The following is a 13,186-nucleotide window of genomic DNA, read 5'->3' on the forward strand; positions in this document are numbered from 1 at the left end:
TACAACGCTTTGACGTGGTAAAGCTTTAATGGAGGAAGAGATAATGTACGATTTCGATGAGATTATGAACACAGACCCAGAGATAGCAGATGCAATAAAAGCAGAGATGGAGAGACAGAACTCCCATATCGAGCTGATCGCCTCTGAGAACTGGGTGAGCAAAGCAGTCATGGCAGCTATGGGAAGCCCTCTGACTAATAAGTATGCAGAAGGATATCCGGGAAAGAGATATTATGGCGGATGTCAGTGTGTAGATGTAGTAGAAGACCTTGCAAGAGAAAGAGCAAAGAAACTGTTTGGATGTGAGTATGTTAATGTGCAGCCACATTCAGGAGCACAGGCGAACATGGCAGTTATGTTTGCCATGCTTGAGCCGGGAGATAAGATCATGGGGATGAACCTTGATCATGGCGGACATCTGACACACGGTTCACCGGTTAATATGTCCGGTAAATATTTTGATGTAGCACATTACGGAGTGAATGCAGACGGCGTGATCGATTATGATGAAGTGCTTCGTATTGCGAAGGAACATAAACCGAAACTGATCGTTGCAGGAGCAAGTGCTTATGCAAGAACAATTGATTTCAAGCGTTTCCGTGAGATCGCAGATGAGGTGGGAGCATATCTGATGGTAGATATCGCACACATCGCAGGACTTGTTGCTACAGGACTTCATCCAAGTCCGATTCCGTATGCGCATGTGACAACAACAACAACACATAAGACACTCCGTGGACCAAGAGGCGGAATGATCATGTGCAGCGAAGAGATGAATAAAAAATTCAATTTCAACAAAGCTGTATTCCCGGGAATTCAGGGAGGTCCGTTGATGCATGTGATCGCCGGTAAGGCAGTTTGCTTCAAGGAAGCACTTGAGCCTGAGTATAAAACATATATGGAGCAGGTTGTTAAAAATGCGAAAGCACTCTGTAACGGTTTGAAAGCACGCGGAGTTAAGATTGTTTCGGGAGATACAGATAACCATCTGATGCTTGTAGACCTGTCGGGAACAGAGACAAGCGGAAAAGAGCTGGAGAAGCGTCTTGATGATGCTCATGTAACAGCGAACAAGAATACAATTCCGAATGATCCTCGTTCACCGTTTGTAACAAGTGGTGTAAGACTTGGAACACCGGCGGTTACAACACGTGGAATGAAGGAAGATGATATGGATAAGATCGCAGAGATTATTGCAATGGTAATCGAAAGTGAAGAGAATGTAGAGAAAGCAAAAGCAATGGTTGCTGAGCTGACTGCAAAATATCCACTTTGTTAATAAAATAATTATATCCGGCAAAACTGCATTTCGCGTGTAAGCGTAATGTAGATTGCCGGGGTGTGCAACAAAAAAAGAGCTTAAAAAAGCTCTTTTTTGTTAATCGAATTTCTGTATTACTTTTAAAAATTAAATACGGTCTATTTATTAATTAAAAGGTACATAAAGTCTTGATTAAAGTTTCACTACGTTAACAGCCTGAGGTCCTTTAGCGCCTTCTGTTACTTCGAACTCAACAGCCTGGCCCTCTTCGAGAGATTTGAATCCATCCATTACAAGTCCTGAATAATGAACAAAAATGTCATTGCCTTCAGCGTCAGAGATAAATCCGTAACCCTTCTGGTTATTAAACCATTTTACTGTACCTGTCATTGTGTTGCCCTCCATTAAAAGAATATAAGTTGTTAAATCATCACAGTTTACAATGCGCTGAAAACTGTAATATTGTGTCAGTATAAATTCATATTGACACTTTTTCTAGTGTAGCATGTTTAACAAAGAAAGTCAAATGTAATCTTTTTTGATTTGTAGAAAAATGACAAAAACATGTGAAGTGACGTAAAATCGATTTCAACAATTTGTAAATATCATTTAGCATATCGGATTTATAAGATTGGTGAAAAATAGAAGTGCGAGGAAAGATTATTTTACGAATGGATTGGAAAAATAAAGGATGTCGATTGAAAAAAGAATTGAAGTATTATATAATTTAACCAATGTCTATGAAATATTTTATTTCAAGGAGGATTTGTGTATATGATAACGATTGAAGGAAAAAGCGTATTTGGTGGAGTATCCATTGGAAAGCTGATGTTCTATAAGAGAAACGAAAAGGTGATCAGAAGAACACATGTAGATGATGTGGATGCAGAATGGAAGAGATTCGAAGAGGCTAAGAATACAGCAATCGACCAGCTGAAAGTTCTCTACGACAAAGCCATTGAAGATGTAGGTGAGGCCAACGCCATGATCTTTGAGATTCACCAGATGATGCTTGATGATCTGGATTATCTGGAATCTATTGAAGGAATTATCCGTACACAAAGTGTAAATGCAGAGTATGCTGTTTCGACAACAGCTGATAACTTTGCACAGATGTTTGCATCTATGGATGATGCATATATGCAGGGACGTGCAGCAGATGTGAAGGACGTTTCCGAGCGTGTACTTGATATTCTCTGCGGAGTGAGCAACGGAACACGTGAGATGACAGAACCTTGTATTGTTGCTGCAGATGATCTCGCACCAAGTGAGACAGTACAGCTTGACAAAGAGAAGGTACTTGGATTTGCTACAATGTATGGTTCTTCTAACTCTCATACAGCGATCCTTGCAAGAACAATGAATATTCCGGCTGTAATCGGAATGGGAGAAGCTCTTAATCCGAAATATGACGGAGAGATGGCTATCATTGATGGATTTACAGGAACACTCTATGTGGATCCGGATGAAGAGACACTTGCAAAGATGCAGGAGAAGCGTGCGAAAGACCTTGAGCAGAAAGAACTTCTGAATCAGCTTAAGGGAAAAGAGAATGTGACAAAGAGCGGACAGAAGATTAATGTCTATGCGAACATTGGTAACGTATCTGATCTTGGTGCAGTACTTAAGAATGATGCAGGCGGAGTAGGTCTGTTCAGAAGTGAGTTCCTTTATCTTGAGAACAGTACATATCCGACAGAAGAACAGCAGTTTGCAGCTTACAAACAGGTTGTAGAAAGCATGGCAGGAAAGAAAGTCATCATTCGTACACTTGATATCGGAGCAGACAAGCAGGTTGATTATTTCAATCTTGCAAAAGAAGAGAACCCGGCACTTGGATACAGAGCAATCCGTATCTGCCTGACAAGACCGGAGATCTTCAAGACTCAGCTTCGTGCACTTTACCGTGCATCTGTATATGGAAATCTTTCCATCATGTTCCCAATGATCATTTCTGTAAAAGAAGTTCGTAAGATCAAAGAGATCATCGAAGAAGTGAAGGCAGAGTTGAGAGAAGAAGGACTTCCATTTAAGGAAGACGTAGAACTTGGTATTATGATCGAGACACCGGCATCAGTTATGATGAGTCGCGAACTTGCAAAAGAAGTTGATTTCTTCAGTGTTGGAACAAATGACCTGACACAGTATACACTGGCAATTGACCGTCAGAACCTTGCGCTTGATGAGTTCTATGATCCACATCATCCGGCAGTGCTTGCTATGATCAAGATGGCAGCAGATAATGCACACGCAGAAGGAAAATGGATCGGAATCTGTGGAGAACTTGGAGCGGACCTTGAACTGACAGAAGAGTTCCTGAAGATGGGACTGGACGAGCTGTCTGTATCTCCGGCGATGGTACTGCCGCTGAGAAAGAAGATTCGCGAGTGTGAGTAATTTGTGTTTTTGAGGGGATTCATATGGGGAATGAGCACTTTATAGAATGGTCGCAAGACCAGTCCTGCTATTACCACGAGCACCGGCTCGCTCTACCTCATCCCTTTGAAAGTATGTAACGTAAGAGCCAGAACAGTTACCGTGTGTGGTGCCTGTCTGGCTCTTACTAACATACTGAACAAAGTGTATTCGGAACGCTCCTGCCTTACATGTGCCCATGGCAACAGCAGAACTGTTCTCGCTTACACTTTCAAAGAGGGGGGCTCATTTCAAGAGAAGGAATCCACTCAGAAATACAGAATTGAAAGTAGGAAAGAAAACGGATACTTATCGACTAGGATAATCAGTGTATTCAAAAATGAAAGGGGGCGGATTTTTTGGAGAGGGAGATTTTTTTGTGGCTGGGGCTTATGGTGGTGTTTTTGATTATTGAGCTTGCCACGGTTGGTCTGACTTCAATCTGGTTTTCGGGCGGTGCGCTGGCGGCGTTATTAGTTTCGCTTGCCGGAGCGGGAATGGTGATACAGATTGCTGTATTCGTAGTCGTTTCAGCAGTGCTTGTGATCTTTACCAGGCCTTTTGCAGCAAAGTATATCAATGTACATCATGTAAAGACGAATTGTGATGAATTGATCGGAAGTGTTGTTAAGGTAACAGAGACGGTTGATAATTTTGCACAGACCGGTACTGCAATTGCGCAGGGAAAGGAATGGACTGCAAGGTGCAAGTCAGACAAGGACAGAATTGAGAAAGATTCGCTTGCCAAAGTAACAGCAATTTCCGGAGTAAAACTGATTTTAGAGAAATGTAAGGAGGATGAGCTATGATATTTGGACTTATTATTTGGATGATCATTATTATGATCGTGGTGTGGCTTCTTGTGTCGAATATCCGTATTGTTCCGCAGGCGCATGCGTATGTTGTAGAGCGACTTGGCGGATACAAGGAGACATGGGGCGTTGGATTACATTTTAAGGTGCCGATCCTTGACCGTGTGGCAAAAAGAGTTTCCTTGAAAGAACAGGTTGTTGATTTTGAACCACAGGCAGTGATCACGAAGGATAATGTTACCATGCAGATTGATACGGTTGTATTCTATCAGATCACTGACCCGAAGAAGTATGCATACGGAGTAGAAAGTCCGATTGCGGCAATCGAGAATCTGACAGCAACAACACTCCGTAATATCATCGGAGATCTGGAATTAGATGAGACACTGACTTCCCGTGAGACGATCAACTCCAAGATGCGTACGATCCTTGATATTGCAACAGATGAGTGGGGAATCAAGGTGAATCGTGTTGAACTGAAGAATATCATGCCACCGAAGGCAATCCAGGATGCAATGGAGAAGCAGATGAAAGCAGAGCGTGAACGCCGTGAAGCAATCCTGCGTGCAGAAGGAGAGAAGAAGTCTACGATTCTTGTTGCAGAAGGAGAAAAGGAATCTGTGATCCTGGAGGCAGAGGCATCTAAGCAGGCAGCAATCCTGAAAGCAGAAGCTGAAAAACAGAAACGGATCAAAGAAGCAGAGGGACAGGCAGAAGCGATCCGTTCTGTACAGAAGGCTACAGCAGAAGGTATCGAGTATATTAAGAATGCCGGAGCAGATGATGTTGTTCTTACATTAAAGAGTCTGGAGGCATTTGCCAAGGCGGCAGACGGAAAAGCGACGAAGATCATCATTCCTTCAGAGATTCAGGGGATTGCAGGACTTACGAAAACAATCGCAGAAGTTGCCCGTACAGAAACAAGCGTTGCAAAAGAAAAAGAAGTAAAGTAAAATAAAAGATGTATTTCAGCGTGCCAATCTGTCAAAAGATTGGCACAATGTGTTTTACAACGATAATATTTTGGAGTGCAAATGAAATGGAAACAGAGAAAATCATCAGGTTATCGGTTCGGAATCTGGTTGAATTCATATTAAAAGAAGGTGACATTGATAACAGGATTTCAGGTACGCTGGATAAAGATGCGATGCTGATGGGAGGACGCCTTCACCGAAAGATCCAGCGTATGATGGGCTCAAACTATCAGGCAGAAGTTTCCTTAAAACTGCAGCTTCCGTGTGAGGGATTCCAATTAAAACTGGAAGGACGTGCGGATGGAATTCTCCTTGAATCAGAAAAAACAATAATAGATGAGATCAAAGGCGTCGTGCGTTCCCTTGATCGAGTGGAGCGTCCTGTGCTGGTTCATCTTGCTCAGGCAAAATGTTACGCATATATTTATGCCAGACAGCAGGGATTAAAGCAGATCAGTGTTCAGATGACCTATTGTAATCTTGATACTGAAGATGTGAAAAGATTTCGGGAAGAGTATACATTTGAAGAATTAGAAAAATGGTTTCTTGATCTGGTTCATCAGTATGAACGTTGGGCAAAACTGCAGATTGAGTGGGAAAAGAGAAGAGATGCTTCGATTCATCAGACCGAATTTCCATTCGCATATAGAGAAGGGCAGTTTGACCTGGCAGCTTCCGTATATCGTACAATTTATCACAAAAAGAAATTATTTATCCAGGCCTCAACAGGAACCGGAAAGACGATGGCAGTATTGTATCCGGCGGTGAAAGCAATCGGAGAAGGATTAGGGGATAAATTATTCTATCTGACAGCAAAGACGATCACAAGAACCGTGGCGGAGCAGGCATTTTCAATTCTTGAAGAAAAGGGTCTTGCCTTTCGTTCAATTACATTGACTGCGAAAGAGAAGATCTGCTTTTGTGAGGAGACAGAATGCAATCCGGATGCTTGTCCTTATGCGAAAGGTCATTTTGACCGGGTGAATGATGCAGTTTATGACATGTTAGAAAAGCAAAAGAAGCTGACACGGGAATCAATTGAAAGACAGGCAGAAGATTTTCATGTATGTCCGTTTGAACTATCTCTTGATCTGTCAGAATGGGCGGATGGGGTGATCTGTGATTATAATTATGTGTTCGATCCGACGGCACATTTGAAACGATTTTTTGCAGACAATGTCAGCGGAGATTATTTGTTTCTGATCGATGAAGCACACAACCTTGTAGAACGTGGACGGGAAATGTACAGTGCTTCCATCTATAAAGAAGATATTCTCGAGGTGAAAAAACTGATGAAGGACCGAGATAAAAAACTTGTGAAGAGTCTGGAATCTGTCAATAAACTGATGCTTGAGATGAAACGCGAGTGCGAGAATTATCGGTTGGTGGAAAGTGTTTCTCCATTTGCAGTAAAACTGATGAATCTTCTGACCCAAATGGAAAGATATCTTGAAGAAGAGCGGAATGCAGGAAATGCAGAGCAGCCGGATGCATTTATGGAACTCTTTTTCCAGGTAAGGCAGTTTTTGGAAATTCATGAACTGTTGGATGAAAATTATATACAGTATACAGAACTGGAAGGAAACGGAAGATTCAAAATAAAGTTGTTCTGTGTAAATCCGGCGGAGAATCTGAATCATTATTTAAAACTTGGGAATTCTACAATATTTTTCTCGGCAACATTGCTTCCAATCGATTACTATAAACAATTACTATCTGTTGAGAAGGATGATTATGCAGTCTATGCTGAATCTAAGTTTCCACAGGAGAACAGGAAAATTCTGATCGGAAGTGAAGCAAGCACAAAATATACACAAAGAGGCACAGAAATGTATCGCAAAATTGCCGATTATCTGAGAAACACAGTGGATGGGAAGAATGGAAACTACATTGCATTTTTTCCTTCCTATCAGTTTATGGAGGATGTTTTGGAAGAGTTTGAAAAACTGGCATCCGGAGTAGAACTGGTAATTCAATCGCAATTTATGTCAGAAAATCAGAGAGAAGAATTCTTGGAAATGTTTGAAGAAGAAAGAGATCATCCGATGCTTGGATTTTGTGTGATGGGCGGTGTATTTTCAGAAGGAATCGATCTTACACATGACAGACTGATCGGAGTGATTGTTGTCGGAACAGGAATTCCACAGGTGTGCAATGACAGAGAAATCGTGAAAAATTATTTTGACCAGAGAGGGATGCGAGGATTTGATTATGCGTACCTTTATCCCGGAATGAATAAAGTACTTCAGTCCGCAGGAAGAGTGATCCGCACCGAAGATGACAAAGGAATTATCCTTCTGCTTGATGACCGTTTTCAGAATCGGCAGTATCAGCAGCTATTTCCGAGGGAGTGGAAGGAATACGAAGTGTGTGGTCGGAAAGAAATAAAAGAAAAGATGGAAGAATTCTGGGAGAATCGATAAATGAAAAATGAGAATCGTTATTGGATAAAGAAGAAGTGATTCAAGAATATTTGTAACTGTTCAGAGCCAGATGAAATTTCATAAAACAGGTATAAAATGCTTGCATTTTAAGGCTGGTTTTAAAATTCTGCTTGGCTCCGAACAGTACAAAATTTTACTGCTCTTCAAAATAGTTCAAAAATTCCTGTGCAGGTTTAGCCAGAGGGAGCTGCTCGTTGTAAGCAATCACAAGAGAACGCTCCGGCATCTCTTCTTCCATATCCAGCTTGAAGATACCATCATTGTTCTCAGAAAGACAATAATCCGGAATGAATGCGATTCCAAGCCCAATTCTTGCAAGATCGATCAGAAGATCATTGCTTGTAAGTTCGATCTCAGGAACCAGGTCAAGCTGATGCTGCTGAAACAGGCGATGAAGAAACTCGTTTGTCGTACTGTTCTTATCCAGCATCAGGATCGGATAGTGGAGCAGATCGGCAAGTGTAAGTTTCTTTTCCCTTAATTCAGGATAATTGTTTCCGGCAATGAAAACATCATGGAAATTCTTGATCTTCATAGAGGCGGAAATATTGTTGAGCGCTGCGTTCGGATAATTGACAACAATCAAATCCACCAGTCCGTTCTTTAAAAGCTCTGTACATCTTAAAGAAGTCTGGTTGATAACTTTAATATGTACATTCGGGAAAGTCTTATGGAATTTCTCAAGGTATGGAACAAGGAAATATCTGCAGATCGTGTCACTTGCACCGATGCGGATCTGTCCACCGGTAGAAGCGGCATCTAAAAGCTGAGCCTCACCTTTCTGGATCAGATTCATGGCCGGTTCAATGTGGCGCAGGAGAATCTCTCCTTCCGGTGTGAGCTGGACTTTCTTTGTGCTTCGGATAAAAAGCGTCTGATCCAGTTTTCGTTCGAGTGTTTTGATCGACTGGCTGACAGCAGACTGTGAAATAAACAGCTGCTTGGATGCCTCTGAGAAATTCAATGTGGTGGCGACGTGATAAAATACTTTGTATAATTCGTAGTTTATATCCATCATTTTATTAGACCTCCTAATAAATATTCATCTTATTATAAGATAAATAAAGGGAAAATACAACAGAATAAAAAAATCCGTTGCACAAAATATGAAAAAGCAGAGTAAATATTGCTGACTCCGAGAAAGATACGAGAAAACGACAATCAATTAGCGGTGCTTATCAGATTGTTTAATTTTATTAATTATACTAATGAAGAAAACTATGGTAGGATAAAAACAGATAATGTAATGAAGGTAGTATCGTGTTTTGAACACGTAATACAGAAAGAGGAGATTATATATGAGTAATGTAAAGCGCGTATATGTAGAAAAGAAACCGGAGTTTGCTGTTGCGGCGAAGGGCCTTAGACATGAGATTCGTCATTATCTTGGACTTCAGGATGTGACAAATGTACGAGTTCTGATTCGTTACGACGCAGAGAATATTTCAGAAGAAACATTTGAAAAGGCATGCAATGGTGTGTTCGCAGAGCCGCCGGTAGATTTCCTTTATAAAGAAGAATTCCCGAAAAATGAAACAGATAAATGTTTTTCCGTAGAGTTCCTTCCGGGACAGTTCGACCAGAGAGCGGATTCCGCAGAGCAGTGTATCCGTTTTATTAAAGAAGATGAGACTCCTGTAATCCGTACAGCAGTTACATATGTAATTGAAGGCGGAGTTTCAGACGAAGAACTGCAGGCAATTAAGAATCACTGCATCAACCCGGTAGATTCCAGAGAAGCTGCAGCAGAGAAACCGGAGACACTGGTGACAGTATTTGATGAACCGGCAGATGTAAAGATTTTTGACGGTTTTAAAGATATGCCGGAAGCAGAATTGAAAGAGTTATATGATTCTCTTGGATTGGCAATGACATTTAAAGATTTCCTGCATATCCAGAACTATTATGCAGGAGAAGAGCACAGAGATCCGACGATGACAGAGATCCGTGTTCTTGATACATACTGGTCAGATCACTGCCGTCATACAACATTCTCTACAGAATTAAAAGATGTGAAGTTTGATGAAGGTGACTACAAAGAGACAATCGAAGCAACATATAAAGAATATTTGAAAGATCACAGCGAGATTTTCAAAGGAAGAGAAGACAAATTTGTCTGCCTGATGGACCTTGCACTGATGGCTATGCGCCGCCTGAAAAAGGAAGGAAAGCTTGCTGATCAGGAAGAGTCTGATGAGATCAATGCATGTAGTATCGTAGTTCCGATCAAGGTTGACGGAGTAGAAGAAGAGTGGCTGATCAACTTCAAGAATGAGACACATAACCATCCGACAGAGATCGAACCATTTGGTGGAGCTGCAACATGTCTTGGAGGAGCAATCCGTGACCCACTGTCAGGACGTACTTATGTATACCAGGCAATGCGTGTGACAGGTGCCGCTGATCCGACAGTATCAGCAGATGCAACTCTGAAAGGAAAACTTCCTCAGAAGAAACTTGTTCGTGAGGCGGCTCATGGATATAGCTCATATGGTAACCAGATCGGTCTGGCTACAGGACTTGTAAAAGAGATTTATCATCCGGATTACGTTGCAAAACGTATGGAGATCGGTGCTGTACTTGGAGCTGCTCCAAGACGTGCGGTTATCCGTGAGAACTCTGATCCTGGAGATATCATCATCCTTCTCGGTGGTCGTACAGGCCGTGACGGCTGTGGTGGAGCAACAGGTTCATCTAAGGTTCATACAGAAGAGTCTATCGAGACTTGTGGTGCAGAAGTTCAGAAAGGAAATGCACCGACAGAGCGTAAGATCCAGAGATTATTCCGCAGAGAAGAAGTAAGCCATCTGATCAAGAAATGTAATGACTTTGGCGCAGGCGGTGTATCTGTAGCAATTGGAGAACTTGCAGACGGACTTCGTGTTGAACTTGATAAAGTACCGAAGAAATATGCAGGACTTGACGGAACAGAAATCGCAATCTCTGAGTCTCAGGAAAGAATGGCAGTTGTTGTAGACCCGAAAGATGTAGATGAATTCATGGGATACGCGAAGGAAGAAAACTTAGAGGCAACAGTTGCAGCAGTAGTAACAGAGGAGCCAAGACTCGTTCTTGTATGGAGAGGAAAAGAGATTGTCAACCTTTCCCGTGCATTCCTTGATACAAATGGTGCTCATCAGGAGACAAATGTTGAGGTTGAGATTCCTTCTAAGAAGGACAGCCTTTTTGTAAAGAAAGAAGTAGGAGATGTAAAAGAGACATGGCTTTCTATGCTCTCTGATCTCAATGTATGCTCTCAGAAAGGACTTGTTGAGATGTTCGACGGTTCTATCGGAGCAGGTTCCGTATTTATGCCACATGGTGGAAAATACCAGATGACAGAGACACAGGCAATGGTAGCGAAAGTACCTGTTCTGAACGGAACAACAGACAGTGTATCTATGATGAGTTACGGATTTGATCCATATCTGTCAAGCTGGAGCCCATACCACGGAGCTGTTTATGCAGTGACAGAGTCAATTGCCAAGATTGTGGCAGCAGGTGGAGATTATAGAAAGATCCGCTTCACATTCCAGGAGTATTTCCGTAGAATGACAGAAGATCCAAAGAGATGGAGCCAGCCATTTGCAGCACTTCTCGGAGCTTATGCGGCACAGATTGGTTTCGGACTTCCGTCTATCGGAGGAAAAGACAGTATGTCAGGAACATTCCAGGATATCGATGTACCTCCGACACTTGTATCCTTTGCTGTTGATATGGCTCTTGAGCAGGATATTATTACACCTGAACTTAAGAAAGCAGGAAACAAACTTGTATGGCTCAAGATCGAAAGAGACGAGAATGATCTTCCGGTTTACGATGCAGTGATGGATCAGTACGGTAAATTCATGGAAGATATCCAGAGCGGAAAAATTGTATCTGCATATGCACTGGATCGTCATGGAGTTGCAGCAGCAGTCAGCAAGATGGCATTTGGTAACCGTAAGGGTGCCAAGATCGAGCACAATGTAGATAAGAGAGATCTGTTTGCTCCTGCATTTGGAGATATTATCGCAGAGGTTGAAGACGGAAAGGTTGGAGAACTCGCAATCACTTATACAGAAATCGGTGAAGTAACAGAAGAGCCTGTACTTGCTTACGGTGATGTGAAGATCGCACTTGCAGACGCACAGGATGCATGGACAGGAACACTTGAGAAAGTATTTGCTACAAAATCAGCAGCAGATTCTGATGCCAAGGTTGAAGAGAAGCTCTTTAATACATCCGATATTCATATTTGCAGCCATAAGATCGGACAGCCAACAGTATTTATTCCGGTATTCCCTGGAACGAACTGTGAGTATGACAGTGCCCGTGCATTTGAGAGAGCAGGTGCTAAGGTTATTACAAAAGTATTCCGTAACCTTGATGCAGAAGATATCCGTGGATCAGTAGACGAGTTTGAGAAAGCAATCGGACAGGCTCAGATGATCATGTTCCCAGGTGGATTCAGTGCCGGTGATGAGCCGGATGGTTCAGCTAAATTCTTTGCAACTGCATTCCAGAATGCGAAGATCAAAGAAGCTGTTGAAAAACTTCTGAATGAGAGAGACGGACTTGCACTTGGTATCTGTAACGGATTCCAGGCTCTGATCAAGCTCGGACTTGTACCATACGGAAAAATCGTTGGACAGACAGATGATGCTCCGACACTGACATACAATACAATCGGACGTCATATCTCTAAGATGGTTTATACAAAGGTTGTTACAAACAAATCCCCATGGCTTCAGGGAGCACAGCTTGGCGGAGTTTATACAAACCCGGCATCTCATGGTGAAGGAAGATTTGTTGCAAGCGAAGAGTGGCTTGATAAGCTGTTCGCTAACGGACAGGTGGCAACACAGTACTGTGATCCGGAAGGAAATATCAGCATGAACGAAGAGTGGAACGTGAACGGATCTTACCGTGCAATCGAAGGTATCACAAGCCCGGATGGACGTGTCCTTGGTAAGATGGCTCACTCTGAGAGACGTGGAGATCATGTTGCTATTAACATTTATGGAGAGCAGGATCTGAAGATTTTTGAATCAGGTGTAAAATACTTTAAATAAAATGGTAACTGTACACCGACGAAATGCGTAGCATTTTGGAGGTTGGCTCTGAACAGTTACAATAAAATATAAAATAAAATAAAAAAGTTGTTGACATCTGATAGGTGTTAAGTATATAATAATCAAGTCGGTTGCGACAAAGCGTAAGTGGAAGCCGCAGCCGACATATGAATATGGGATCTTAGCTCAGCTGGGAGAGCATCTGCCTTACAAGCAGAGGGTCACA

General features: G+C 42.1%; 8 protein-coding genes. 6 read left to right on the forward strand and 2 right to left on the reverse strand.

Annotated features, from left to right (window positions below; all coding sequences use genetic code 11):
- The first annotated feature begins 43 nt into the window (after positions 1–43).
- Complete coding sequence (glyA, locus tag LI162_RS11735) at positions 44–1,279, forward strand: serine hydroxymethyltransferase (RefSeq protein WP_015528949.1); 1,236 nt, start codon at positions 44–46, stop codon at positions 1,277–1,279.
- Positions 1,280–1,453: 174 nt separating this feature from the next.
- Here glyA and LI162_RS11740 read toward each other — a convergent pair whose 3' ends face one another.
- Complete coding sequence (locus LI162_RS11740; protein WP_015528950.1) at positions 1,454–1,651, reverse strand: cold-shock protein; 198 nt, start codon at positions 1,649–1,651, stop codon at positions 1,454–1,456.
- A gap of 384 nt (positions 1,652–2,035) precedes the next feature.
- On the opposite strand from LI162_RS11740, the gene ptsP reads away from it, so the two are divergent.
- The 4 genes from ptsP to LI162_RS11760 all read left to right on the forward strand — a co-directional run bounded on the left by ptsP (position 2,036) and on the right by LI162_RS11760 (position 7,885).
- Positions 2,036–3,658 carry a phosphoenolpyruvate--protein phosphotransferase gene (gene ptsP, locus LI162_RS11745; protein ID WP_015528951.1) on the forward strand — a complete coding sequence of 541 codons (1,623 nt, stop codon included), beginning with the start codon at positions 2,036–2,038 and terminating at the stop codon, positions 3,656–3,658.
- 377 nt (positions 3,659–4,035) lie between these two features.
- Positions 4,036–4,485: an NfeD family protein gene (locus tag LI162_RS11750; protein ID WP_117824954.1), complete on the forward strand. Its 450-nt coding sequence runs from the start codon at positions 4,036–4,038 to the stop codon at positions 4,483–4,485.
- Positions 4,482–5,441 carry an SPFH domain-containing protein gene (locus LI162_RS11755; RefSeq protein WP_015528952.1) on the forward strand — a complete coding sequence of 320 codons (960 nt, stop codon included), beginning with the start codon at positions 4,482–4,484 and terminating at the stop codon, positions 5,439–5,441. Before LI162_RS11750 ends, LI162_RS11755 begins: the two co-directional genes overlap by 4 nt.
- Positions 5,442–5,527: 86 nt before the next feature.
- A complete protein-coding gene (locus LI162_RS11760; RefSeq protein WP_227156679.1) occupies positions 5,528–7,885 on the forward strand; it encodes a helicase C-terminal domain-containing protein in 2,358 nt (785 codons plus the stop codon).
- Between the two features lie 154 nt (positions 7,886–8,039).
- Here LI162_RS11760 and LI162_RS11765 read toward each other — a convergent pair whose 3' ends face one another.
- Positions 8,040–8,924 (reverse strand): LysR family transcriptional regulator, encoded by an 885-nt coding sequence (locus LI162_RS11765; RefSeq protein WP_196019743.1) that lies wholly within the window; start codon positions 8,922–8,924, stop codon positions 8,040–8,042.
- A gap of 280 nt (positions 8,925–9,204) precedes the next feature.
- Here LI162_RS11765 and LI162_RS11770 point away from each other — a divergent pair, with 280 nt between their 5' ends.
- The gene (locus LI162_RS11770) at positions 9,205–12,960 is read left to right on the forward strand and encodes a phosphoribosylformylglycinamidine synthase (RefSeq protein ID WP_227156681.1); all 3,756 of its coding nucleotides are present in this window, start codon (positions 9,205–9,207) and stop codon (positions 12,958–12,960) included.
- Positions 12,961–13,186: the final 226 nt, after the last annotated feature.

Origin of the sequence: Mediterraneibacter sp. 210702-DFI.3.120 (genome assembly GCF_020561005.1) — a bacterium.
GTDB classification, from domain to species: domain Bacteria; phylum Bacillota; class Clostridia; order Lachnospirales; family Lachnospiraceae; genus Mediterraneibacter; species Mediterraneibacter faecis.